The sequence below is a fragment of the Salinicola socius genome (genome assembly GCF_001937195.1).
In the GTDB taxonomy this organism is placed as follows: Bacteria; Pseudomonadota; Gammaproteobacteria; order Pseudomonadales; family Halomonadaceae; genus Salinicola; species Salinicola socius.
Genome location: NZ_MSDO01000001.1, coordinates 252,274 through 276,814, shown reverse-complemented (window position 1 = coordinate 276,814; position 24,541 = coordinate 252,274). Strand labels below are relative to the sequence as shown.

Sequence of the window (24,541 nt, the reverse complement as noted above, 5' to 3'; positions counted from 1 at the left end):
GCATGCCTCGCCTATTGCTGCTGCTGCACACACGGCTGGCGCTGCGCACCACGGCGATCATTCTGCTCATCGTCACGCTGCTGGGCGTGGTGTTCCTGTCGCTGGCCGTCTACCTGCGGGCGGAGAGCGTCCAGCAGGAGCAGCAGTCGCGTATCCAGGAGCTGCTGACGACGGTGGAGCGTACCGCCCAGGTCGGTTGCTTCCTCGGCGATCGCCATTTGGCGCAGGAGGTCACCGACGGTCTGCTCAGCAACAATATCGTCAACGCCGTAAGCATCGAGTCCGCCGATGGCACCACGCTGGCGAGTGGCCGAGCCGGTCAGATCGCCCCCGGTGTCACACGGGTCACCCGAGACGTTGCCTCGCCGTTCGAGCCGCAGACGCCGGTCTGCCGAATCACGATCGAGCCCAACCAGGCCTATATCGACACGCTCGTGGCGCAGGCCTCGAACTTCATCGGCGGCGCCTTGCTGCTGCAGCTGATAGGCATCGGCTTCTGTGTCGTGCTGGTAGTGGTGAAGTTCGTCACGCGGCCGATCACCGGGCTTTCGCATCGCTTGAGCGAACTGGAGGCGGAGACCGGCCAGCAGCTACAGGCGCCCAAGGGCAACCGCGATGACGAGATCGGTCAGCTCGTCATCAGCGTCAACGCCATGATCGACAACCTGGTCCAGAGTCTCAGCGAGGAGCGCCGGCTACGGCTCGAGCGGGAAGTCGAGGAGCGCCGTTACCGGGCGATCTTTGACAACGTGGAAGCCGGTATTTTCGAGCTCGACGGTGCCGGCCTGATCCGATCCGCCAATCCGGCCTTCCGGCGCCTGTTCGACATCTCGGGCGAGATGGATCTGGAAAGTCACCCGGTCGCGTTCGCATCGCTGGTGAGCGAGGGTGAGGGCATGGCTGGGCCCTTCTTGATCGACGATGACGCCGGCGGGCACGAACGGCAGTGGGAAGTGGCGCTGGAGAATGGCGATCAGCAGCGCTGGGTCAGCCTGATCCTGAGCCCGCTCGAGACCGGACGGCTGCAAGGGGTTGCGCACGACGTTACCGAGCGCAAGAGAGCCGCGGATGCCGCCGAACGGATGGCGATGACCGACCCCTTGACCGGACTGGGCAACCGTCGCGGTTTCGATCACCGTCTGGCGGTGATGGCGCGCCACCACCGTCTCTATCCCGAACGCTGCCATGCATTGATCACGCTGGATTTCGATCACTTCAAGCGCATCAACGATACTTATGGCCACCAGGTCGGAGATCTGGTGCTGAGTCATGTCGGCGCCATTCTGGCGGATCTGATGCGACAGCGGGACTACGTGGCTCGCCTGGGCGGCGACGAGTTCGTGGTGCTGCTCGAAGGGTGCGATCAGCGTGCCGATGTCGAGATCGTTCTGGCGCGATTCCTCGACCGCCTGCGGGTACCGTTGAAGGTCGAGGACAATATCGATATCGCCATTGGTGTCAGCATCGGTGTCGCCATGCTGGGTCTGGACACCGATGACGTCAGCCAGGCCGTGCAGTTCTCCGACATGGCGATGTACGCCTCCAAACGCGCCGGGCGCAATACCTGGCGCTTTTACGAGGCCCTGAGCACGATCTGAAGGTCAGGCACGATCTGAAAATCAGGCGCGATCCGACGCCGAATCTCAGCCGGGACGGAACATCTTGAAATTCTGATCCTGGCTTATCTCGAAGTAGTCGGCGGGGCCGCCGCCACGCAGGATCGGCCGAGCGGCAGCGGTCTGATAGACGCCCTCCTCCAATAGCGTCGGGTCGATATGCACGCCGACCACTTCGCCCAGCACCATCCAGGTATCGATCCTGTCGCCGGCGGAGGACTGCAGCTGAAGGGTTTGCGTCAGCCGGCATTCGAACACGACCTGCGCTTCCTTGACATGGGGGACGCCCACTACCTGCGATTCGGCCGGCGTCAGCCCGGCCAGTTCGAATTCGTCGACCTCGGGGCCGACGGCGGCACAGCTCTGGTTCATCGGCTCGGCCAGCGGGCGCGTGGCCAGCTGCCAGCAGAACTCGCCGGTCGCTTCGATGTTGCGCACGCTGTCCTTGTAGCCGACGCTGGCAAAACCCACGATCGGTGGCGTGTAGTTGAAACCGTTGAAGAAACTGTAAGGGGCGAGATTCAGCTGGCCTTCGCGGTTACGAGACGAGATCCAGCCGATCGGTCGCGGGCCGACGATGGCATTGAACGGGTCATGGGGCAGCCCATGGCCGCGGCTCGGTTCATAGAAATGCGCGTTGTTGGGCATACCGGAGGATCCTGAAAGTCTTGATGGAGCGTCTTGATGGAGCGTCTTGATGGAAAGAGGCGGGCTAACGAAATGACGGGAAGAGGATCGATTGGTCTCAAACATTCTCTCGAGGCTTTTGATCCGGGCTCTCGATCAGGGCTCTCGATCAGGTCTGGGCGAGAGACCTTCAGTCCGCTCTGTCGATCGGGAGCCGACAGCTTGTCGGCCCGGCGGACTGAGCCGCCGGGCCGAGCATCCAGGCGGTGCTACTTGCGCACGACGCGATAGATGATCAGCAGCACGATGGCACCGAGCACGGCGATGACGAAACTGCCGAGATTGAACCCGGAAACGTCGCCGAAGCCGAGTGCCGTACCGATCCAGCCGCCAATGACGGCACCGAGAATACCGATGATGATCGTGACGATGAAGCCACCCGGATCTTTACCCGGCATGACCAGCTTGGCAATGGCACCGGCGATCAGGCCGAAGATGATCCACGCAATAATTCCCATGGTGTCTGTCCCTGTTTGAGTCATGCTGAGTGATTCGCAACAAGCGCATCCTTCCTGACACGCCCTTGGAAGTTAGTCGTAGATGGGGGAAACGACAAGCAAGGATCGGCGCTATCATCATGGCTTGCGTCGGGTGTTCCGGACGTCATGATCTCGCCTCTCGGGCATCATGAGCCAGATCGCGCTCGGACGACGCATCGCTGGATATCGATCGAATGATCCAGGGAGGGGGCATGTCTGCTGGCGGAGTCGACCAGGCGATCGCGCCGGCCGAAGCCATCCTCGAGGACTGGCCGCTCACGCTTTGCCGCATTTTCACCGGCCCTGATTCATCAGCCCTGGCCTTTCAACACTCGCGCCGAAACGCTCTCAGCCATTCCGACACGAGCTCGACTCGCTTCTCAGGCGGTACGGCTGGCCAGGAAGGTCAGCGTACGACCGTGGGCCAGCGCCGACGCTTGCTGGTGGTAGCTCGCCCGTGCCCAGCAGTTGAAACCGTGCTCCGCTCCGTCGTACAGATGGACTTCGGCATTCTGGTGGCTGGCAAGTGCCTGGCGGGTCTGCTCGACATGCTCGAGCGGAATGTGGTCATCCTCGGCACCGAAGTGAAACTGGACCGGCACCTTGAGTTCGCCGGCCCGCGGCAGATACTCGGTGATGCCGCCGGCGTAATAGCAGATCGCCGCATCGACACCGGCATCCAGGGCGCAGAGGTAGGAAAAGACGCCGCCCATGCAGTAGCCCACCGAGGCTACCGGGCCGTCGCAGACCGGGCTTGCCTTCAACGCCTTGACCGCGGCGCGCAGGTCGCTGGTCGCCGTCGGGTAATCGAGCGCCTGCTTGTGGGCGACCGCCGCTTTCCAGTCGTCGCCGTCATAGCCCAGCTCGACGTCCGGCTCATCGCGCCAGAACATGTCGGGCACGATGACGCTATAGCCATCCATCGCGTACTGCTCGGCGACGCCACGCATGTGGCCATTGACGCCGAAGATCTCCTGAATCAGCAGAATGCCCGGGCCTTTACCCTTGTGCGGCAGCGCCTGGTACGCCTTGAACGTCTTGCCGTCCTCGGCGGTGATCTCGATCCATTCGGTCTTGATGTTCGTCTGGGAATCGCTCTGAGACATGGTCTCTCCTTGTGGGCGGTTGACTGAACTTGAGATAGACGGTGAAGCCCGAGGGAGGAAGTCTAGCAGGCAATGAAAAAGACGAGAGTATGGCGATCCCCCGATCCCCCGATCCCCCGATCCCCCGAGCCGTCGGGTGGCAGGCAGATCAAAGGGAGGATAGTGGTTGGCCTGGCTCTGCAGCGTCTCTTACCGCTGCGTCTCACCCAGAATTCTCGCGGTATCCCGGGCCGGCGGCAGCCCGAATACCCGGGCGTAATCACGGCTGAACTGGGTGGCGCTTTCATAGCCGACTTCGAAGGCCGCGCTGGTGACGCTTTTGGCACCGGCCACCATGAGCATGCGTGCCTTGAGCAAGCGAACCCGCTTTTGATACTGCAATGGGCTCAGCGTCGTGACTGCCTTGAAGTGCCGGTGGAAAGCGGACACGCTCATCGACGCTTTCCGAGCCAGTGTCTCCACTCGGATCGGTTCGGCGAAGTCCCGCCGGATCCACTGAATGGCCTGGCTGACGCGTGCCATGGCGGTATCCGGCGCCGCGATGTCTCGCAGCATCCAGCCGTGGGGCCCTTGCAGGACGCGATAGAGAATTTCCCGCTCATATACCGGTGCGAGAGCCGCGATGTCGTCTGGCCTGTCCATCAATCGCAGCATACGTAGCCACGCGTCCATCAATTCAGGCGTGACCGCAGCCACCGAAAAGCCGGCTTCGCTTTCGTTGCGTTCGGCGGGCGAGGGCAGGTCGGTCAGCAGCGTCGAGAGCACCGTGGAATCGAGCGTCAGACTCAGCGCGAGATAGGGCTCTCCCGACGCCGCCGGATGGATCGTGCCCACCGCCGGCAACTCGATCGACATGACGAAATACGTGGCCGGATCATAGCGCAGCGTGCGCTCGCCGACGGTCATCGTCTTGCTGCCCTGCAGGATCAGATTGATCATCGGGTCGTAGACGGCGGCCAGCATATGTTCCGGGATTTCGCCCTGAACCATGGCCACCCGCGGGATACCCGTTTCGGTACGGCGATTCTCGGCCCTGGAAGCCAAGGCGCGAAGGTCGAGCAGTTGATCGTTCATGAGATCTTTCATGCCAGGCATGCTGATCCCGGGCGGGTGTCCGCGCAAGCAAAAAGCAGAAACGGGCAGGTTTGGGGCAGGAACGGCTGAGCCCGCGATGAGGGTAAGGGTTACGGTAGTCGCTGGCGACATCGTCGGAACCGCGAGGCTACTCCATGCTTGATCATCTCTTTCTATCCGTCAGCGATATCGAACGCTCGATTCGCTTCTACGAGGCCGTGCTCGCCCCGCTGGGGATTACGGCGCGGCTCGATTACGACGGCAAAGACGGCCCGCCGGGCCACCCGGATCTCAAGGGATTCGGCGCCAATGGCCGGATGTTCTTCTGGCTGCGCGAGGGCGTGGTCGAAGGAAAAGCCGTTCACGTCGGTTTCGTGGCGAACGGCAAGGCAGAAGTCGAGTCGGCCTACGCTGCGGCCATCGACAACGGTGCTATCGACAACGGCGCGCCCGGGGCACGACTGCATTACGACCCCGACTATTACGCCGCCAACGTGCTGGATCCCGATGGCTACAGTCTCGAATTCGTCTACAAGAACTGGCAGCACGCCCGATGAAAAAACTCCTGATCTACGGCGCGACCGGCTATACCGGCCGCATGGCGGCAGCGCATGCCAAAACGTGGGGGCTCGATTTCGAGATCGCCGGACGCAACCAGCAAAGGCTGGCGCCCCTCGCTGAACAGCTGGGTGTTCCGTTGCGGGTATTTGAGGCCGAGGCCGATGCCGGGGCAGCGCAAGCCCTGGCCGGTATCGATGTGCTGCTGAACGTCGCGGGTCCTTTCGCGAAAACGGCGGAGCCATTGATGCGGGCGTGCCTCGAGGCCGGGGTCGATTACCTGGATATCACCGCCGAGATCAACGTCTATCGGTTGGCGGAACGCCTGGGTGATGAAGCAGTCGAGGCCGGCGTCATGCTGCTGCCTGGTGTCGGCTGGGACGTGGTGCCGACCGATTGCCTGGCAGTGCATGTCGCGCAGCGTGTGCACGAGCCGCAGTCGCTGAGGGTGGCGCTTCAGGTTCCCGGCTCCATGTCGCGGGGCTCCGCCATGAGCGTCAGCGAGATCATCGGCGCGGGTCTGATGGCGAGAGTCGACGGCCATCTCGCACCCATCCCCGAGGCGCAGCCGCAAGACTTCGATTTCGGCGAGGGTTTGGTGCCGTGCGCGCCGCTGTCGTTCGGGGATCTGGTGACCGCCTGGCACTCTGCCAGTATCCCCAATATCGCCATGTTCGTGCATGTCAGTGGCGATGCATTTCCCGAGGGCGATTTGTCACAACTGCCTGACGGCCCGACGGCGGAGCAACGCGATGCCCATCGCGCCCGCGCCGTGGCCGAGGTAACGGCGGCTGACGGCACGGTGGCCCGCTCGATGATCGAAACCGTCAACGGCTACTCCTACACGCCGCTGGCGGCCGTGGCGGCTGCAAGTCGAGTCCTCGAAGGTGAACGCCGGTCGGGTTTCGAAACGCCAGCGCGGCTATTCGGTGGCGGGTTCGCCGAGACCATTGCGGGCACGGTAATTACCGATCTTTAGGGTGAAAATGGGTATTTAGCGGGGGCGGGGCAGAGGGAGGCGTCACCAGGCACCTTTCCTTCCCCGACAAAGCACTGATTTTGTCAGGTGCGGGAATTACGACATCTCGTTCTCGCGCCTATCGAATGCATTCTGCGCCTCGGCCACCCTTTCCAGATGGTCGATCGTCCACCGATAGAGAGCACCGAACGGTTCCTCCAACGTTCGCCCCAAGGGGGTGATGCTGTATTCCACCGCGACTTGTGAGGATGGGATGACCCGCCGAGCGACAATGCCGTTTCGCTCGAGACGGCGAAGTGCCTGAGTCAACGATTTTTGAGTAATCCCCTCCAGGCGGCGTTTGAGTTCATTGAACCGAAGCGGCTTTTCGCAAAGTGCCGTCAGAATCAGCACTGACCACTTGTCCGTTATCTGATCCAGCAAGAAGCGGCTCGTACACTCGATGGTGTTGTCCTTTTCGGTTGACTCGTTGGGAGCCGATATCCGATCCGTCGTTTCCTGCATGCGGTTACCTCCGAGATACCTGATGGCTTTAAAGTGCGTAATTGATATCTGGTATCAGAAGTATACCATTCGAATTCATTCGAAAAGGATCAACCTCATGTCGTCAGTTCATTTCACAGAAACGGAAGATAAACTCGCGGTCATCGATGTGCTTTACCGGTTCGCCGCAGGCATTGATCTGCGCGACGGCGCGCTTCTCGGGTCCACTTTCACGGAAGATGCGATATCCGATTTCCGACCGGCCGCGGCAAAAGCCGGGTTCGAATATCCAGTGCTGCAAGGCAGAGAGACTATCGTCTCCGCGTTATCGGACTCGTTGCAGCACTTCGACACCACTCACTCCGTCACCAACCCCCGCGTGTGCATCGACGGTGACAAGGCGACTCTGGAAGCGATCGTGGAAGCGCAACATGTGCCGCGCGATGACCACTCGCGGCACTACCTCATGAAAAACCGCTATGACGTCGAATTGATCCGACACGATGAAGCGTGGCTGATCCAGCGAGCGACGATCGACAACGTATGGCGCGATGGCGACCCAACGGTCCTCACCGGCGTCTAGAACACGGCCGAACCTCCCGTTGCGACTGGCGTGGTGTCGTAATGTGGATGCTGGACATTAGCGCTGATAGGTCGAGGCGATCGCGAAGGGCGACCATCATCGGCCAGTAGATATAGACCTGCCGAGATGAACCTGCAGAGATAGACGCGACTCACCCACAGCGACTTCACGGCTCAGGAAGCTGTCGTGGGCTCGTCGGCTTCCAGTTCATGCGCGATAAATCGGCCGGCGGTCCGGGCGACTTGCGTCAGGCGCTCGTAGGGCATGCCGTTGCAGGCCGAGGCGGATAGCCCGCGCAAGGTGACCGACACATAGTCGGTCAGGGACTCCGCATCCTGCGGATGGACTTGGTCGAGGTAAGCGCGAATCGCCTGGAGGCCGCCGCTGGCAAGATTCTCGGCCATCCGACGGGCGGCCGGGTCATCTGCCCGCATTCCCTCCGTAATCATGCAGCCACGCAGCACGCTATCTCGACCGTACTGTTCGGCCGCGGCGAGCAGCAGCGCGGGAAGCGCTTCGGCGGGGGGGCGATCAGGTGCCAGAAGTTCGGCCAGCGGCAGGGCGTTTTCCTGCGCATAGCGCAGCATAGTCCGTTCGAACAGCTCTGCCTTGCTGCCATAGGCGGCATAAAAACTGGGGGGCTTGATGTCCATGGCGTGGGTCAGGTCCGCAAGGCTGACCGCGTCATAGCCGCGCTCATGAAAAAGCGCCTGGGCAATAGCGACGCCCGCTTCGCGATCGAAAGCAGGACGGCGTTGCCGGGTCTTGGCGTTCATGGGACCTCGCGAGATGAAAACTGCATTGTATCGACTGCTATATCAAAGCTCCAATGCATGAGCAAGGACTTCTCTATATCGACCGCTAAATAAAGTGCGTGACACATCGTGCTATGTAGCGTTCACTACATTGGTCATTTCCGTCTCCTTCCTCGTACAGGGAAATTTCCATGTCATTCCAAGATAAAGTCGTGCTGGTCACCGGTGGCTCATCCGGTCTGGGGCTCGCGATTGCGCAGGAGTTCGCCGAGCAGGGTGCTCGCGTGGTCATCACCGGGCGCCGACAGGAGGCGCTGGACGAGGCCTTGTCCAGCTTGGGCGACAACGCGGTCGCCATTGCCGCCGATGTGTCGAACACCTCCGATCTCGCCTCGCTATTTAGCCGCATCGAGTCGCTGCATGGCCGTCTCGATGTCCTGATCGCCAACGCGGGGACGGGAGAAATTACGCCACTGGGTACGATCACCGAAGCGACCTTCGATCGCATTTTCAATCCCAACGTGAAAGGGGTGACGTTTACCGTCCAGGGCGCGCTGCCCCTGATGCCTAGGGGCTCCAGCATCGTCATCATCGGCTCGACCGCCTCGATGAACCCCGGCCCTGGCCTGAGTGTCTACGGTGCCACCAAGGCCGCTCTGCGTGCCATGGTCAGAAGCTGGATTCTGGACATCAAGGGTTCCGGCGTGCGGATCAATCTCCTCAGTCCCGGCCCGGTCGACACGCAATCTCTGCGCAGCATGCTGGCCGATGACGCGGAGCAGATCATTCAAGCGTTCAGCGAAAAGAGCACGCTCGGACGGATCGGCGAGGCACACGAAATCGGCAAGGCGGCGGCGTTCCTGGCGAGCGATGCCTCGAGCTATATCAACGGCGTCGAACTGTTCGCCGATGGTGGCGCGTCCCAGGTCTGATCAGCCAGCGAGCCGGTAACCCATACCACTGGAGCAGCTGCGTAAAACCATGACCATCCTCGACCACATCGAATTTGCCGTGCGCGACGCCGAAGTCTCGCGTCGCTTCTACGAACTTGCCCTCGCGCCGCTGGATATCGTCCGGGTCATCACCGTCGGGCCCGAGCGTACCCGCACAGGGGGCACGCGCCACGGTTTCGGCAAGGACCGCTATCCCAGCCTCTGGGTCCATGATCACGAGGCGCCTGGAGCGGGTATGCACATAGCCTTCGCGACGCGGGACCGGGCCATCGTCGATGCCTTCTATCAGGCCGCAGTGAAAGCGGGCGGGACCGACAACGGACCGCCCGGCATCCGGACGCACTACCACGAACACTACTACGCGGCGTACGTATTGGACCCGGACGGTAACAATGTGGAAGTGGTTTGCCAGGACGCCACTATCAACAACCAGTGATGGTAGGAAAGCTTCCGTAGAAACTTGTGTGGCAAAAGGCACAAAGAGCCTGGAAGACGACTCCTCATCGATGTCAGCTTGCCTAGACACCCGTTTCTATTACGGCAACGCTATCCGTGACCGTCGGTGATCGGAACCGCGCCGCGTCTCGGGCAGGCGGCAGCCCAAACAGACGCGCATATTCTCGGCTGAATTGTGACGCGCTTTCGTACCCGACGGTGAACGCGACCGATGCGGCGTCAAGCGTATCGAACATCAGCAGCCAGCGGGCCCTGAGCAAGCGTAGTTGTTTCTGGTACTGAATCGGGGTCATGGCGGTCACCGCTTTGAAATGGCGATAGAAGGCTGCAACGCTCATGTTGCTCATCGTCGCGAGTGGCTCCACGCGAAAAGGCTCGGTGTAATGTTCGCGAATCCAGTGAGTGGCACGCTGGACCTGCGCCAGTCTGCCATCCGGGCGTGCGATTTCACGCAACGTGCCTCCCAGCGGCCCTTGCAATGCCCGAAACAGGATTTCTCTCTCGATCATCGGCGCCAGCACCGGGGCGTCGTTCGGTCGGTCCATCAACCGCATCATGCGTAGCCAAGCATCGATCATCTCGGCCGGCGCGGGCACGGCGGAGAAGTCACTCGTGCTCGGCTGCTCCGTCGTCACCACTTCGTCGATCAGTAGCGTGGCGATGACATCGGGATCCAGCGTCAAGCTGATCGCGAGGTAGGGAAGGTCCGGTCCGCTGGCGTGGATCTGTCCAGTGGCGGGCACGTCGACGGGGACGAGAAAGTACGTGCCCGAATCGTAGGTCGAAATCTGATTTCCGATAGATAGCGTCTTGGAGCCTTGTAGAACCAGGTGCAGCATCGGCTGATACACCTGATCTGCACACGCCTCGGCCTGGACCATCGCCACGCGTGGCAGGCCAGTATCCGTCCATCTGCTTTCCGCGCGCATCACGATGCTGCGCAGTTCACCCATTGGGTTGTTCATGGACTCGACCTTGAGCCGGCTATACGGGCAAAGCAAGCGACATGAGAAGAACAGGCAATAAGCTGCGAGTAGTTGGCAATCGTCTGACTTCCTTTTGGCCGAATACTGTTGCCAGGCCGTAGATCGCACCGAGGTTGCAAGAACGTAACGCGATATTTACGGGATCACCCCATAATTGGAAGCTAATCTCATGAAACTCGAAGGAAAAATTGCCGTCGTCACCGGCGGATCTAAAGGCATCGGTGCGGGTATCGCCAAAGCGCTGGGCGCGGCGGGCGCCACCGTCGTCGTCAACTATGCCTCGAACGCGGACGACGCCAACACGGTTGTGAAGCAGATTCAGGAGCAAGGCGGCAACGCTTTCCCTATCCAGGCGGACATGAGTCAGGCCATCGATGTCGTTCGGCTGTTCGAAAGCGTGAGAATGGAATACGGGACGCTAGATGTCCTGGTCAACAATGCCGGTGTGGCGGTCTTTCAAATGATCGAAGATCTCACCGAGGAAGCGTTCCACAAACAGTTCGATCTGAATGTCTTGGGCTATCTCCTGGCCATTCGTGAGGCCTCCAAGCTGTTCGGTCAATCGGGCAGTGTCATCAATATCAGTTCGATTCTCAGCACCGATCCCTACCTGGCTTCCAGTGTCTATTCCGCCACCAAGGGCGCCGTCGATACGTTGACGTTCGCCTTGGCAAGAGAGCTCGGAGCGCGAGGTATTCGAGTGAATTCGATCTTGCCCGGACACACCAATACCCCGGGGACTGACGGCAATTTTGCCGGGGAGCTTGGCGAAAAGCTCGTTGCCGGTACGCCGCTGGGCCGGTTAGGCGAGCCGGAAGACGTTGCACCGCTGGCGGTGTTCCTGGCCTCCGACGACTCGCGCTGGGTTACCGGCGAATCCATTCGGGCGTCCGGCGGCGTGCGCGGAGTGGGTTACTAAGCGCTCTGGTCTCGTCACTGTCTCATCACTTCAGCTATTTCTCTTCGTCTGGCGTCTTTCTTGATGGGGGTAGGGCTGCGCCAGCATGAACGTTCACTCCAGGGAATTTTCGATCGATGCGAGGCAGAGGCATCGGTCGCGTTCCGAACCGTCTAAGCTTGAGGGCTTTCAAGTCAATCCTGCTCGGCATTAGGAGCCGCATGGACGCTTTCAGCCCGACCTGGATCGCCGCCCAACTGGGCGGGCTCGTCGCTCTCGGCTTTATCATCATCGCCTTTGCCAGCCGCCAGGATGATCGGCTGCTGGTCTATCTGATCTTCGCCAATGTCGCTTTCGCGGTGCATTTCGGCTTTTTCGGGCAGTGGGTGGCGATGGGCATGTCGGTGCTGGTCGTCTTGCGTATCCTGCTGGCACGTCGTTTTCCCCGCAATCTGACGGTGATGAGTCTGGTGCTGGTCGCCAGTGGCCTCGTGGCGCTCGCGACGTGGCGCGAATGGTACGATCTCTTTCCTTTGCTGGCGGCCACCTTCGGCACGCTGGCGATGTTCCTGTTCCGCGGCCTGGTCATGCGGGCCATGCTCGCCGGCGTGGCGCTTAGCTGGTTGATCAATGCGTTGATCATCGGCTCGATCGGTGGTGCCATCGCCGAAGCGTTGGCGCTCGGCACCAACCTTCTCACCATCTGGCGTCTTCATCGCGCAAGGCATCGGCCCGAGTCAGGCTGATGACGATGTCTTTTTCGCAATCTCCGGTATCAACGCAAGGGAGCGAGGCCATGTTCAACGCGGCTCGCGGCCGCCGCGCCAGTCTATTCGGCCTGGCTGTCCTGGTGATGTTTCTGATCCTCGTGGTGGGGCCTTGGGCGCTCACGAAGTGGGCGGAAAGCCGCTTCACCCAATCGCTGGGGGAGCGTGTCCAGATCGAACGCGTCAGTTTCAATCCGTTCACGGCGACTGCCGCGTTCTCGGCGCTGCGAATCGGCAAGAACGACACACCGATGATCTCGATCGAGTCCGGCAAGGTCGTCTTCTCGTGGTCGACGCTCTGGCAGCCCGGCATTCATATCTCTGAGGTGCAGCTCCATTCGCCACGTCTCCACCTCGTTTCTCCTTCCTCCGGGCCGCTCAACCTGACCACACTGGGCGAGGATTCATCGTCGGGGAACGTCGCGCCGCTCGGCATCGACCGTATCGAGGCGGACGACGGCCGGATCGATTGGCAGGACCGACGGATTTCCGGGAAGCCGTCATTGGGCGCCACTGACGTGAGCGTCACGCTGCACGATTATCAGCGCTCGAGCGATTCGCCGATGCAGGGGCAGGCCTCGGGGACGGTCGGCGGTGGCCGCGTCGATCTCGACGGGCGATTCGGCGTGATGCCGTTGATCGGCGATCTTTCCGTCAACGCGCGAAACGTAGCGGTCAAGGCCTTCGAGCCGTGGATCAGCGCTGCGTCGGCGGTACGACTCGAGAGAGGCCGAGTCGATCTCGATGGTCAGGTTCGTTTCGGTGCCGCCGTGGACGCGTTGATCGCCTATCAGGGGCAACTGGGGCTCGATGATCTGGCAACGACCGACAAGCAGGGCCAGTCGTTGCTGTCGCTGGAACATGGCGTCTTCGAGGGCCTCGATTTCACTGCAGGCGATCATCTGGTGATCGATTCATCGAGGCTCGCCGCACCAACGCTGACGGCCCTGATCGATGATGATGGGCGTTTGAATCTCACCGCGCCGTTCAGCGACGGGCAAGGTGGTCAGGCGACGAATGATCGACAGGGCGGCGATCAGGCCGCTGGTCGAGGCGAGGCCTCTCCGAATCAGGGGCAGGAGCAGAACCGGAATCTGCCGCAGGACCAGGCGCGTAACGCGGGTCGGAGCCAGGGGCTGGCGGTCGCCTTGAACCGACTCGAGATCGAGCGGGGAAGGTTCGATTTCGAGGATCGGCGCATGTCGCCGACCGTTTCGCTCGCCGTCAGCCAGTTGAGCGGCCAGTTCACCCGGTTCGATACCCGCAGCGCCAAGCCCGCGAGCTATCGCTTCGAGGGCATGGAGAGCGACGGCACCCCGGTGAGGATCGAGGGGAACGTCAGTCTGGGCAACCCACCCGGTGGACGGATGCGCCTGACGACCCAGCATCTGGCGCTGTCCCAGTTCGCGCCCTACATTCAGCGCTTTGCCGGCTATCGTATCGAACACGGTATCGCTGATCTCGAGCTCGACTATCTCTTGCAGGGCGATACGTTGACCGCGCGCAACCACATCATTCTCAAGCGGTTGGATCTGGGCAACGAGATCGACCCGAACGAGACGTCGTTACCTTTGAAGCGTCTGATCGGGTTGCTGCAGGCCGAAACGGGCGTGATCAACCTGGACATCCCCATCGAGACCACCGTCGATGGCAACACTCAGGTGGATATGAGCGTGGTGGTGTGGCAAGCGCTCACGGAGTCGCTCAACAATATTGTCACGTCGCCGGTCGACTCCCTGCAAGCGCTGATCGGGGGCGACGGTTGAACGGATAGCCCACTAGCGGCGATCTGGGCGCTATTCGGCCAGCCATCAGTCAATCAGCCGTCAGCGGCAGCCAGACATGCTCGTAGCCGATGGACAGCGCGACACCCGCGAGTAGCGCGGCCATCCCCAGGCTGAAGCCCTGGAGGATTTTGGGATTCTCGAGTCGCTTGCCGAGCACGACACCGATCAGCGCGTAGCTGCCGGGGGCACCGACAGCCAGCGCGGCCAGACCCATTGACCACAGCGTCAGGCTGAGCCCGTGGATGCCCGCAGCGGGAAACTGAATGGTGGCGATCGGCAGCGTCGCCACGATTCCCTTGGGATTGCACAGCTGCATGATCAGCCCATCGCGCAAGCGCATTACCCGTGGTGCCTGGCGCACGGCCGGCAGGTCGATGCTCGAACGGGCGATATTGATGGCGAGATAGAAGATGTAACCGCAGCCCAGCGCGCCCACCACCGCAAGCATATCGCCCCGGACCCAGGCGGCACCGGCCCAGCCGAACAGGAGAAACAGGATCAGCATGGCCAGCCCCACGCCGATATAGAACCCCAGCGAGGATCTGGCCTGGCCATGGAGCCCGGCATTCAGGCCGAGCAGGTTCACGGGCCCAGGCGTGTACATGACGCCCAGAGCATAGGCGACGATCGCTAACATGGCGGACTCTGGGTCAGGGGGTGACGGCGCGCTGGTACTGGTACGGCGTCATGGCGTAGATGCGTTTGAAGCGCCGGTTGAAGTGGCTGAGGTCGGCGAAGCCGTAACGCATCGCAACCGCGCTGGGCTGCTCGCCGGTTTCCAGCGCATGACGCGCGGCGTTGATGCGGCAGTTGATGACATACTGGTGCGGCGTCATGCCGAACTGCTGGCGGAACAGTCGCAGGAAATGGTACTTCGAAAGATGCGCAGCCTGGCTCAGATCGTCCAGCGACATATCCTCTTCCAGATGAGCGAGAACGTACTCCCTGGCGCGCTTCAGCAGCGCATCGGAGCGGCCCACGACGGCCCCCGGATTGAACTGGCCGTCACGCTGGACGAGTCGGGTGGCGATCCGGTAGAGGGCGTATTCCTGGTCGATACGGCTGCCGACATGCTGGGTCACCAGGCGCGCCAGCTCCAGGATGGCGTCGCGCAGTACCGGGTCGGGGATCAGCGTGTCGCGGCTTCTGAAGCTTTCGTTACTCTCGTGCCCCGTCGCATCGGCAAACGCGGCTTCGAGCTGGGCGGGCGACACGTAGGTCATCACGTAGCCCAGCGCGCTGCCGCCACCCGACTGACCATCGTGGACCTCGCCGGGATTGAACTGGATGACGTTGCCGGGCGGGCTGCGGTGATACTGCCCGCTGCTGAAGAAATCCTGGCGGCCGGCGAGCGTGACGCCGAAGGCATACTCCTCGTGAGCGTGAGGATCGTAGCGAAAATCACTCATCGCCGCTTGCAGCACGGTAAGCTCGGGCACGTGCCGACTCTTGAAAAACCGAAACTGGCTGGTCTGCTTGGCCATGGCTCCTCTCCCCGAACGCCGATCCGCCTAGCCTAGGCCGAGCGACATGCCGATAGCTTGGACATTATTGCGCAATGGCAGGCGACGAGGCCGGATCTCGACTCAGGCTCGCTGGCGCCGATCCTCGATGATTCGTCTGCCACGAATGCAGTCGGCCTCATGTGGCTCGTCGATCCACGTCTCGGCGATGCCCTGTTCGATCCATTCGGCCACCGCCGGATGCGCGAGCAGGCGCTCGGCGTAGGCCATGGCGGGCGTGCCGAGTTCGATACCGTAGCCGCGGATACGCACCGCGACCGGGGCGAACATGGCGTCCACGGCGGTGAACGTGTCGCCGGCGAGCCATGGGCCGCCAAACGCCTCGAGACCTTCCTGCCAGAGAATATCGAGGCGAGTCAGATCCTTCTCGAGCGCTTCGCTCGGCGTATCCAGATCGAGGGTCAGCGAGCAGTTCATCGAGCACTCGTCGCGTATCGCCGCAAAGCCCGAGTGCATCTCGGCACTGGCGCAGCGCGCCCAGGCCCGGGCGGCGCGATCGCCGGGCCATGCGGCCGGATGACCCTCGGCAACATATTCCAGAATCGCCAGTGAATCCCACACCACCTGCTCGCCATCGTGCAGGCAGGGCACTTTGGCCGTGGGCGAAAAGTGCGTGAACGCCTGCTGCTGGCCGGCACCTTCGAACGGCGTCAGCACCTCCTCGAACGGGATGTCCAGCGCGCGCAGCAGCACCCAGGGTCGCATCGACCAGGAAGAGTAGTTCTTGTTGGCGATGAAGAGTCGATACGTCATGGCGGCCTCCGCTGTCAGGGAAACGTCGAGTATTGCGATTTCGTCGTTGATCCGCAAAGCCTCGGTCACTCGGTCGCCGAACGTTCGAGAGAACAGCGCCTGATTACTCGGGACACAGCGCGCGATCCAATGAAGCGTGATCGTTCGATGGAATAAGCACAGCGCCGATCGGACTTTTTGATTCTTTTCACTCGCCCCAACACTCAACGGTTAACCGACTAGGCTTTAGCCAATCGATGTCGAGAGCGCGCTTTGCGCCGTTTCGTTCAATTACCGGTTTATCGGTTACCGGATATGCCGAGAGGTCATGGATGGCTCCCAACTCGCTGACCGACACCAACAGCCCCCTGAGTGCCGATCAGGCCAAGCGCGTGCAGCAGGCGCTGGCGGATCTGGATGCCTCCCAGCGCCAGTGGTTGAGCGGTTATCTGGCCGGTCTCGGCGCCCAGGCCGCAGCAGGGACGACGCAGGCCGGGGCCTCGCAGACAACGCCGACAGCGTCCACCACGTTGACCGTGCTCTACGGCAGCCAGACCGGCAATGCCGAAGGGGTGGCCGAGCTGGCCGCCGAGCGTGCTGGCGCCAAGGGCTTCGACGTCACGCTATTGAGCATGGCGGATGCCAGCAAGAAGACGCTGAAGGCGGTCGAGCGGTTGCTGGTCGTCGTCAGCACCCAGGGCGACGGCGATCCGCCCGACCCGGCGCTCGAATTCCACGAGCTGATGATGGGCCGCAAGGCGCCCAAACTCGCGGGGCTGCGTTTTGCCGTGCTGGGCCTGGGCGACGCCAGCTACGAGCACTTCTGCCAGACCGGCAAGGAGTTCGACGCCCGGCTGGCAGAGCTCGGTGGCGAAGCGATCCACGAGCGGATGGATTGCGACGTGGATTATGAAGAGACGGCCGAAACCTGGATCGACGAGGTGCTCGAGTCGCTGGCCGGGGATCTCGCCACGCCGCCACCGACTCAGGTCGCCGCAACCGACGCTTCGCAACACGTTCAGCCACGCTACTCCAAGAAGCATCCGTTTTTGGCCGAAGTGCTGACCAGCCAGCCGCTCAACGGTCGCGACTCGGACAAGCAGACCCTGCATCTCGAACTGTCGCTGGAAGAGTCGGGGCTCGAATATCTGCCGGGCGATGCGGTCGGCGTGGTGCCGCAGAACGACCCTGGCCACGTCGACGAACTGATCGAGATGCTCAAGTTCGATGCCGAATCGCCGCTGGAAGAGGGGCGCGTGCTGCGGGACGCGCTGCTGACGGACTTCGAGGTGACGACGCTGACGCGGCCGTTCCTGCAGCAATGGGCCGAATGGTCGCAGGCGCCGGAATTGCGCCGGTTGCTGGGTGAAGAGGCCCGCGATGAACTGCGTGACTGGCTTCACGGGCGCCAGATCATCGATGTGGTCGAGCAGTTCCCGGTCGAGGGGATCGATGCCGCCCAGTTTTCGGCGGCGCTGCGCAAGTTGCCGCCACGGCTCTATTCCATTGCTTCGAGCCAGGCAGCCGTGCCCGACGAAGTGCATCTCACCGTCGCCGTGGTGCGCTACGAGACGCACGGCCGCGCCCGCAACGGCGTCACCACGAGCTACCTGGCGGACCGCATCGAGCCCGGCGACCGCGTGCCGATCTATATCGACCGCAACAAGCAGTTCAAGCTGCCGGACGATGACGAGGCGCCGCTGATCATGATCGGCCCCGGTACCGGCGTTGCCCCGTTTCGCGCTTTCCTGCAGGAACGCGAGGAGCGTGGCGCCGGCGGCGACAACTGGCTGTTCTTCGGTGACCGACGCTTCCGCAGCGACTTCCTGTATCAATCGGAATGGCTCAAGTGGCGCCAGCATGGCTTGCTAACGCGATTGGATGTCGCTTTCTCTCGCGATCAGGCCGACAAGGTCTACGTTCAGGATCGTCTGCGCGAACAGGCTGAAACGCTCTATGCCTGGCTCGAAGCGGGGGCGTATGTCTACGTCTGTGGCGATGCCGAGTTCATGGCGCCGGACGTGCATCAGGCGCTGCGCGACGTCATCCGTGAGCAGGGTGGGCACGGCGAGGCCGGCGCCGACGATTATCTGCGCGAGATGCAGCAGGAGAAGCGGTATCAGCGCGACATCTATTAAGCGTAGGAGCGCCAACATGGACATCATCGCCAAATTGCGTGACGTACCCTTGGATGAGCTGCATCCCAACGAGCGGCTCAAGGTTGAAAGCGATTACCTGCGGGGGACGCTCGAAGAGGGTCTGGCCGACCGTGCTACCGGTGCCGTCGCCGAGGACGATACCCAACTGACCAAGTTTCACGGCTTTTACCAGCAGGATGATCGAGACCTGCGCGACGAGCGCCGGCATCAGAAACTCGAACCGCTCTACAGCTTCATGGTGCGATTGCGGCTGCCCGGCGGTCTGGTCACGCCGGCGCAGTGGCAGACCCTCGACGACGTGGCGTCACGCTACGCCAACGGCACGCTGCGCATCACCACACGGCAGACCTTTCAGTACCATGGCGTGCTGAAGGAAAATCTGCGACCGCACCTGCAGACGATCCATCAGGCCATGGTGGACACCATCGCCGCCTGTGGCGACGTCAACCGCAACGTGATCTGCACCGCCAATCCGCATCGCTCGGCCGTTCATCGTCAGGTTTACGAGTTGAGTCACCGGATCAGTACCCGACTACTGCCCAGCACCCGCGCCTATCACGAAATCTTTCTCGGCGAGGAGCGTGTCGCCGGTGGGGCCCAGGAACGTGAATCGAAGAGTGAATCGGAGCGCGCTGAGTCGGAAGCGAAGGTGGGAGACGACCGGGAGCCGCTCGATCCCAAGGAGCCGTTGTATACGCGCCATTACCTGCCGCGCAAGTTCAAGGTGGCCCTGGCGATTCCGCCGGAGAACGATGTCGATCTGTTCGCCCACGACGTCGGTTTCATCGCCGACGTGGTCGACGGCGAGCTTCACGGCTTTACCGTCTGCATCGGCGGTGGCATGGGCATGACCCATGGCGACCCGTCGACCTTTCCGCGCCTTTCCGATCCCATCGGATACTGTTCGCCGGAAGCCGCGCCCGCCGTCGCGGAAGCGATCATGCTGGTCCAGCGCGATAACGGCAATCGCCGCGATCGCAAGCAGGCACGACTGAAATATACCGTCGAGGAGATGGGACTCGACGCGTTCAAATTGGAGGTGGAACGGCAACTGGGCGAATCGCTGGCACCGGCGCACGACTATCACTTCGACAACAACGGCGATCGGCTGGGCTGGATACAAGGCGATGACGGTCGTTGGCACTATGGCCTGTTCGTCCAGAACGGTCGCATCGCCGACTTCCCGGATGGCCCGCAGCTACGCACCGGCCTGCGCGAGATTGCCGAGCAGCATGACGGCGATCTGGTTCTGACCACCAATCAGAACGTGATCATTACCCAGGTCGAAGAGTCCCGGCGCGGGGCCATCGACGCGCTGCTGGACCGTCATCGGCTGGTCGCGGAAACTTCGCCGCTGCGACGCAACGCCATGGCCTGCGTGGCATTCCCGACCTGCGGGCTGGCGATGGCGGAAAGCGAGCGCTACCTGCCGTCGCTGATCGACCGGCTCGACGCCGTGATGCGCAAGGCTGGGCTCGCCGACGATGCCATCATCGTGCGCATGACCGGCTGCCCCAACGGCTGCGCGCGGCCGTACCTGGCCGAGATCGGTTTCGTCGGCAAGGCGCCGGGGCATTACAACCTCTATCTTGGCGGCGGTTTCAGCGGCCAACGGTTGAACAAGCTCTACCGCGAGAACATCGACGAAGCGACCATTCTCGAGGCGCTGACGCCGCTGATCCAGCGCTACGCCACCGAGCGTGAAGATGGCGAGCCCTTCGGCGACTTCGTGATTCGCATCGGCGAGATCAACGCGACCACCGCCGGGCGTGTGTTTCACCAGACTTGAACGGCCGCCGTTCAAGAGAGATCAGCCCCGGCTTGGTACCGGACGCTTGGCCGGACCGCCGTAGGGCCACAGCCAACCCTTGGGCATCGGTCCTTTGTTGCGACCGCCCTGGCACTGCTGTTCCCAGGCGTGGGCGAGGATGCCCACCGAGCGCGACAGGCAGAACAGGCCGCGAGCCAGCGGGGCGGGAAAGCCCAGTTCGGCATAGATCACGGCGGTAGCACCGTCGATGTTGAGCGGAATCGGCTTGCCTTTCATGGCGATGAGCTGGCGTTCGACCTCGCGGGCAATGGCGACGAAATTGCCATCTACCTCGCCGCGACCGGCGGCTTCCTCGACCAGTTCCAGCAGTCGCGGCCCGCGGGGATCGACCGGATGGAAGCGGTGACCGAAGCCGGGAATGATTTTGGTTCGTTCTCGCTGCCAGGCGGCAATCCCTTCCTGGACGGCGGCTTCCAGCTTGTGCCCGCCAAGCTGGTATTCGAGGATCGACTGGTACAGCTCGACGGCCTGTTCGCCAGCGCCGCCGTGGACGTCGTCGAGCACGTTGACGGCCGAGGCCATGGCGTTGTTGAGGCTGCTGCCGCAGGTCACCGCCATCCGTGCGATGGCGATGCTCGGGGCCTGCGGACCGTGATCGACAGCGCTCATCAACGCCGCTTCCAGCAGCGCCGCCTGCGCTCGGGTGGGCAGCTCACCGCGAGTCATCAGCCACACCATGTCGGTAAAGCCGACGTTGCCGATCAGCTCCTCGATCGGGTAGCCGCGATAGCGGATCTCGCCGGGGCGCATATCGATGATGTCGGTTTTCCACCACTGCTGAGCCTGGTATTCGGGCGTGTGAGCGTCGATCATGAGATATCTCCGGTTCTATTCGTCGTTGGCGGCGTGAGCGGGAAGCAGGGTGGCGTTGTCCTGGCCTAGCCGAGGCGGCGGCGACGCCACCCGCGGTGGCTGGTCATCGAAGCGATAACCGCCGCTGACCACCTCCAGCGGTCGGCCGATCGAGGTGTCGTCGAATCGCTCGATCAACCCGCGGTCGCGAACCTGGGGGTGGGCCAGCGCTTCGGCGACGCTGTAGACAGGCCCGGCGGGCACGCCGGCTTCGACCAGGCGTGGCCACCAGTACTCGGTCGTTTCCTGTTTCAGCACCACCTCGATGCAGTCGCTCAGCGCCTGTCGGTTATCCAGCCGTGCCTGGCGCTGGGCAAATCGCGTATCCGTCAGCCATTCGGGGCGTCTGAGCAAATGGCAGATCGCTTCGAACTGCTCCTGCTTGTTGGCGGCGATATTGATCAACCCATCGGCCGTGGAGAAGGTGCCGGAAGGGCTCGCGGTCACGTTGTCGTTACCGAGCGGCTGCGGCGGCTTGCCGGCGATGAGCAGGTTGGATACCGCCCAGCCCATGGTGGCGAGCACGGACTCGAGCATCGAGATATCGATGAAGTGTGCCTTGCGCGGGCGCTCCGCCAGTGCCGCGTTGATCGCCATCGCCGCCGTCAGGCCGCCGACGGTGTCGGCCAGCGGATAGCCGACCCGGTAGGGTGCGTTCTCCGGCGCGCCGGTGATGCTCATCACGCCGGCCATGCCCTGAATGATCTGGTCGTAGGCCGGATAGTTGGCCAGCGGGCCGTCCTGGCCGAAACCGGAAATCGCGCAGTAGACCAGTTCGGGATTGGCCTGGCGCAAGGTCTCGAAGCCGAGCCCGAGGCGCTGCATCACGCCGGGGCGGAAGTTCTCGACCACGACATCGGCGGTGGCGACCAGTTCGAGAAAGGCTTCACGCTCTTCCGGTCGCTTGAAGTCGAGCGTCACCGAACGTTTGCCGGCGTTCTGGGCGAGGAAGGAAACCCCCATCAGCGCCTGATTGAGCGCGGGGTCCGCGCCGAGCTGGCGGGCCAGATCGCCACCCTGGGGTCGTTCGACCTTGATCACCTCGGCTCCCAGATGAGCCAGTTGATGGCAGCAGAACGGGCCGGCCAGCACGTTGGTCAGATCGAGTACCCGATAACCGGTTAACGGCGATGACATCATTCCTCCTGACGAAACAAATTCTTTCAGAGAGAATATGTTCGGTCCGAGTTGGTTGCAATAGCGTTTTGTCTGTCGCAACATTCGCCATTAGTTCAAGTCAAATGTCCGTGACAGAAAATATCCACGATCGAAAGGAGCGTCCCATGGCCCAGCGACGTGTGGAGGCCGTCGAGCGAGCCCTGACTCTGCTCGAGGCGTTCTCCCAGGAGCGGCGAGAGTTCTCGTTGACCGAACTCGCCAACGCCTCGGGTTTTTACAAGAGCACCATCCTGCGGCTGATGGCGTCGCTGGAGCATTTCGGCTACGTCACCCGTGACGAGCGCGGCATCTACCGGGTCGGCCCCGCCGTGTCGCGCCTGGCGCCGCTGGCGGGCGACGGACCGCAGCTCGAGAATCTGGTGCGGCCGATTCTGGAATCGCTGCGCGACGCCAGCGAAGAGACCGCCTCTTTCTATGTCCGCGATGGCGACCATCGTATCTGTCGGCTGCGCGAAAACGGTCGGCTGGAGGTGCGCCACCACCTCGAGGAAGGCGTCAGACTGCCTCTGGGTCGCGGTGCGGCGGGTCGGGTGCTCAATTACGAGACACCCCGGGGCCAGGTCGCGGTGTCGAGCGGAGAGCGCCAGGCCGGCCTGTCGGCGGCGGCCATCGGCATCTATAACGGTGAAGGGGAGTTGATGGGCGCGCTGGCGTTGTCGGGTCCGAGCGAGCGATTCAACCTGGCCGCCAAGGACCGCCACATGCCGCTACTGACACAGTACGCCCCGCGTCTCGAACGCCAATGGCCACGCGCGCTGCGCACCTCCTGAATAATCGGCGTTCGCGTGATACAACGGACGGCTCGGTAGCGAGTCGTCCTGTTGCCAACGAGTTGCCAGCTGATTGCGAGCAGGAATCGAGATTTACCTTGCTGCTGAACCCGCCTGTGGAACCGCCGTGTCGGACTGGACTTACCAAATCAGGCTCGCCAGATCAGACCCGCCGGATCAGGCTTACTGGATCAGGCCGACTTCCTTGGAGATCTCTTCGATATCGGCGATCTGCTGGTGGACGTAATCCTTGAAGTCGTCGCCGCTACGGTCGAACGGAATCAGCCCGTTCTGACGCATGACGTCCTTCCACTCCTGACTTTCGTACACCTTGTGCAGGGCATCTTCCCACCAGGCGACGTCTTCGTCGGAGAGTTTCGGCGGTAGGTAGAAGCCGCGCCAGTTGATGCCTTCGACATCCACGCCCTGTTCCTTGGCAGTGGGGAAGTCGTTGAGCGCACCGGGCAGGCGGCCATCGGCGAGTACGGCGAGAACGCGAAGATCGCCCGATTCGACGAAACCCAGAATCTCCGAGGCGTCTCCGGAGAAGGCGTCGATATGACCGCCGACGACCTGCGTCATCGCTTCGCCGCCGCCGTCGAACGGAAGATACTTGATCTTGTTCAGCGGCTTGATGCCGTCGGCGCGGGCCATCATCAGTACCTTGAGATGATCCCAGCCCCCGCTGGCACTGCCGCCGGCAAAACTGACGCTGGAGGGTTTCTGCTCCATCGCGTCGAGCAGATCCTCGAGGGTCCGGTAGGGAGAATCCTTGCTCACCGCGATGACGCCGTAGTCGGCGCCGACGGTGCCGGCCCAGTTGACCATGTCGGCGTCCAAGCCCGGAAACTGATGCTGGGCCAGGCGGGTGGTGGTGGACGTCGACGCCGAAACGATGACGTCGTTCTGACCGGCCCGTTTGGTGACGACGTGAGAGAATGCGACGCCACCGCTGGCGCCTGGCATGTTGGTGGTCTGGACGCTGCCGTCGATGGCGCCGATTTCACTCAGTACCTGCCCCACGCTGCGGCAGGTGAAATCCCAGCCGCCGCCGGGATTGGCGGGCGCGATACAGTCGATCTTCCCGCTCGGACCGGCCGCCTGGGCCGACAGGGACAGCGTTGCCAACGTGAGCGCCGCACAGAGTGCGGATGGTTTCAAGGACAGCAGTTTCATGGCGTCTCCATTATTCTCTTTTGTAGAACCTGTTCCGACAGTGGAAATTATGTCGGCTCGGGAACGGGGTCAATCTCAAGACCGTGAATTGCGACTAAAGAATATTGACAGAGGCTATGTTGTTCTCTCAGGTAGAACTTTTCGGGCCGATA

General features: G+C 62.3%; 25 protein-coding genes. 12 read left to right on the top strand and 13 right to left on the bottom strand.

Annotated features, from left to right (window positions below):
* The first annotated feature begins 2 nt into the window (after positions 1-2).
* Positions 3-1,598, top strand: a complete 1,596-nt coding sequence (locus BTW07_RS01225) for a sensor domain-containing diguanylate cyclase (RefSeq protein WP_075568316.1) — start codon at positions 3-5, stop codon at positions 1,596-1,598.
* A 45-nt stretch (positions 1,599-1,643) separates the two neighbouring features.
* Here BTW07_RS01225 and BTW07_RS01220 read toward each other — a convergent pair whose 3' ends face one another.
* The 4 genes from BTW07_RS01220 to BTW07_RS01205 all read right to left on the bottom strand — a co-directional run bounded on the left by BTW07_RS01220 (position 1,644) and on the right by BTW07_RS01205 (position 4,962).
* Positions 1,644-2,264 carry a flavin reductase family protein gene (locus tag BTW07_RS01220; protein ID WP_075568315.1) on the bottom strand — a complete coding sequence of 207 codons (621 nt, stop codon included), beginning with the start codon at positions 2,262-2,264 and terminating at the stop codon, positions 1,644-1,646.
* Positions 2,265-2,512: 248 nt separating this feature from the next.
* Positions 2,513-2,761 carry a GlsB/YeaQ/YmgE family stress response membrane protein gene (locus tag BTW07_RS01215; protein ID WP_075568314.1) on the bottom strand — a complete coding sequence of 83 codons (249 nt, stop codon included), beginning with the start codon at positions 2,759-2,761 and terminating at the stop codon, positions 2,513-2,515.
* 401 nt (positions 2,762-3,162) lie between these two features.
* A complete protein-coding gene (locus BTW07_RS01210; RefSeq protein WP_075568313.1) occupies positions 3,163-3,888 on the bottom strand; it encodes a dienelactone hydrolase family protein in 726 nt (241 codons plus the stop codon).
* A gap of 189 nt (positions 3,889-4,077) precedes the next feature.
* Positions 4,078-4,962 carry an AraC family transcriptional regulator gene (locus tag BTW07_RS01205; protein ID WP_198651149.1) on the bottom strand — a complete coding sequence of 295 codons (885 nt, stop codon included), beginning with the start codon at positions 4,960-4,962 and terminating at the stop codon, positions 4,078-4,080.
* A 155-nt stretch (positions 4,963-5,117) separates the two neighbouring features.
* On the opposite strand from BTW07_RS01205, the gene BTW07_RS01200 reads away from it, so the two are divergent.
* Both BTW07_RS01200 and BTW07_RS01195 read left to right on the top strand, forming a co-directional pair.
* Positions 5,118-5,519: a VOC family protein gene (locus BTW07_RS01200; RefSeq protein ID WP_075568312.1), complete on the top strand. Its 402-nt coding sequence runs from the start codon at positions 5,118-5,120 to the stop codon at positions 5,517-5,519.
* A complete protein-coding gene (locus tag BTW07_RS01195; RefSeq protein ID WP_075568311.1) occupies positions 5,516-6,499 on the top strand; it encodes a saccharopine dehydrogenase family protein in 984 nt (327 codons plus the stop codon). The genes BTW07_RS01200 and BTW07_RS01195 overlap by 4 nt, the downstream gene beginning before the upstream one ends.
* A 96-nt stretch (positions 6,500-6,595) precedes the next feature.
* On the opposite strand, the gene BTW07_RS01190 is transcribed toward BTW07_RS01195, so the two are convergent.
* Positions 6,596-7,003 (bottom strand): winged helix-turn-helix transcriptional regulator, encoded by a 408-nt coding sequence (locus BTW07_RS01190; protein WP_083941377.1) that lies wholly within the window; start codon positions 7,001-7,003, stop codon positions 6,596-6,598.
* A gap of 97 nt (positions 7,004-7,100) precedes the next feature.
* Between BTW07_RS01190 and BTW07_RS01185 the strand changes: the two genes are divergently transcribed.
* Entirely contained in the window at positions 7,101-7,565 is a 465-nt protein-coding gene (locus tag BTW07_RS01185; RefSeq protein WP_075568310.1) for a nuclear transport factor 2 family protein, read from the top strand.
* A 173-nt stretch (positions 7,566-7,738) separates the two neighbouring features.
* Here the strand turns inward: BTW07_RS01185 and BTW07_RS01180 are convergent, their stop codons facing one another.
* Positions 7,739-8,341: a TetR/AcrR family transcriptional regulator gene (locus tag BTW07_RS01180; RefSeq protein ID WP_075568309.1), complete on the bottom strand. Its 603-nt coding sequence runs from the start codon at positions 8,339-8,341 to the stop codon at positions 7,739-7,741.
* 170 nt (positions 8,342-8,511) lie between these two features.
* Between BTW07_RS01180 and BTW07_RS01175 the strand changes: the two genes are divergently transcribed.
* Together BTW07_RS01175 and BTW07_RS01170 are read left to right on the top strand one after the other, a co-directional pair.
* Entirely contained in the window at positions 8,512-9,252 is a 741-nt protein-coding gene (locus tag BTW07_RS01175) for an SDR family NAD(P)-dependent oxidoreductase (RefSeq protein ID WP_075568308.1), read from the top strand.
* Between the two features lie 49 nt (positions 9,253-9,301).
* A complete protein-coding gene (locus BTW07_RS01170; protein WP_075568307.1) occupies positions 9,302-9,709 on the top strand; it encodes a VOC family protein in 408 nt (135 codons plus the stop codon).
* An 82-nt stretch (positions 9,710-9,791) separates the two neighbouring features.
* Here BTW07_RS01170 and BTW07_RS01165 read toward each other — a convergent pair whose 3' ends face one another.
* The gene (locus tag BTW07_RS01165; RefSeq protein WP_110661392.1) at positions 9,792-10,694 is read right to left on the bottom strand and encodes an AraC family transcriptional regulator; all 903 of its coding nucleotides are present in this window, start codon (positions 10,692-10,694) and stop codon (positions 9,792-9,794) included.
* Positions 10,695-10,884: 190 nt separating this feature from the next.
* Here BTW07_RS01165 and BTW07_RS01160 point away from each other — a divergent pair, with 190 nt between their 5' ends.
* The 3 genes from BTW07_RS01160 to BTW07_RS01150 all read left to right on the top strand — a co-directional run bounded on the left by BTW07_RS01160 (position 10,885) and on the right by BTW07_RS01150 (position 14,146).
* On the top strand, positions 10,885-11,634 hold the full coding sequence (locus BTW07_RS01160) for an SDR family NAD(P)-dependent oxidoreductase (protein ID WP_075568305.1): 750 nt from the start codon (positions 10,885-10,887) through the stop codon (positions 11,632-11,634).
* Positions 11,635-11,834: 200 nt separating this feature from the next.
* A complete protein-coding gene (locus BTW07_RS01155; RefSeq protein WP_075568304.1) occupies positions 11,835-12,359 on the top strand; it encodes a YgjV family protein in 525 nt (174 codons plus the stop codon).
* 50 nt (positions 12,360-12,409) lie between these two features.
* On the top strand, positions 12,410-14,146 hold the full coding sequence (locus tag BTW07_RS01150; RefSeq protein WP_075568303.1) for a DUF748 domain-containing protein: 1,737 nt from the start codon (positions 12,410-12,412) through the stop codon (positions 14,144-14,146).
* Positions 14,147-14,195: 49 nt separating this feature from the next.
* Here BTW07_RS01150 and BTW07_RS01145 read toward each other — a convergent pair whose 3' ends face one another.
* The 3 genes from BTW07_RS01145 to BTW07_RS01135 all read right to left on the bottom strand — a co-directional run bounded on the left by BTW07_RS01145 (position 14,196) and on the right by BTW07_RS01135 (position 16,443).
* Positions 14,196-14,804, bottom strand: coding sequence for a LysE family translocator (locus BTW07_RS01145; RefSeq protein ID WP_075568302.1), 609 nt, complete (start codon positions 14,802-14,804; stop codon positions 14,196-14,198).
* 13 nt (positions 14,805-14,817) lie between these two features.
* Entirely contained in the window at positions 14,818-15,651 is an 834-nt protein-coding gene (locus tag BTW07_RS01140; protein ID WP_075568301.1) for an AraC family transcriptional regulator, read from the bottom strand.
* Between the two features lie 102 nt (positions 15,652-15,753).
* Positions 15,754-16,443, bottom strand: a complete 690-nt coding sequence (locus BTW07_RS01135; RefSeq protein WP_075568421.1) for a glutathione S-transferase family protein — start codon at positions 16,441-16,443, stop codon at positions 15,754-15,756.
* A 311-nt stretch (positions 16,444-16,754) separates the two neighbouring features.
* Between BTW07_RS01135 and BTW07_RS01130 the strand changes: the two genes are divergently transcribed.
* The gene (locus BTW07_RS01130; protein WP_075568300.1) at positions 16,755-18,560 is read left to right on the top strand and encodes an assimilatory sulfite reductase (NADPH) flavoprotein subunit; all 1,806 of its coding nucleotides are present in this window, start codon (positions 16,755-16,757) and stop codon (positions 18,558-18,560) included.
* A gap of 16 nt (positions 18,561-18,576) precedes the next feature.
* Entirely contained in the window at positions 18,577-20,370 is a 1,794-nt protein-coding gene (locus BTW07_RS01125; protein ID WP_075568299.1) for an NADPH-dependent assimilatory sulfite reductase hemoprotein subunit, read from the top strand.
* A gap of 21 nt (positions 20,371-20,391) precedes the next feature.
* On the opposite strand, the gene BTW07_RS01120 is transcribed toward BTW07_RS01125, so the two are convergent.
* Both BTW07_RS01120 and BTW07_RS01115 read right to left on the bottom strand, forming a co-directional pair.
* Positions 20,392-21,225: a citryl-CoA lyase gene (locus tag BTW07_RS01120; RefSeq protein WP_075568298.1), complete on the bottom strand. Its 834-nt coding sequence runs from the start codon at positions 21,223-21,225 to the stop codon at positions 20,392-20,394.
* A 15-nt stretch (positions 21,226-21,240) separates the two neighbouring features.
* Positions 21,241-22,401, bottom strand: a complete 1,161-nt coding sequence (locus BTW07_RS01115) for a CaiB/BaiF CoA transferase family protein (RefSeq protein WP_208605355.1) — start codon at positions 22,399-22,401, stop codon at positions 21,241-21,243.
* Positions 22,402-22,547: 146 nt separating this feature from the next.
* On the opposite strand from BTW07_RS01115, the gene BTW07_RS01110 reads away from it, so the two are divergent.
* Entirely contained in the window at positions 22,548-23,213 is a 666-nt protein-coding gene (locus BTW07_RS01110) for an IclR family transcriptional regulator (RefSeq protein ID WP_075568296.1), read from the top strand.
* A gap of 183 nt (positions 23,214-23,396) precedes the next feature.
* On the opposite strand, the gene BTW07_RS01105 is transcribed toward BTW07_RS01110, so the two are convergent.
* On the bottom strand, positions 23,397-24,389 hold the full coding sequence (locus BTW07_RS01105) for a Bug family tripartite tricarboxylate transporter substrate binding protein (protein ID WP_075568295.1): 993 nt from the start codon (positions 24,387-24,389) through the stop codon (positions 23,397-23,399).
* Positions 24,390-24,541: the final 152 nt, after the last annotated feature.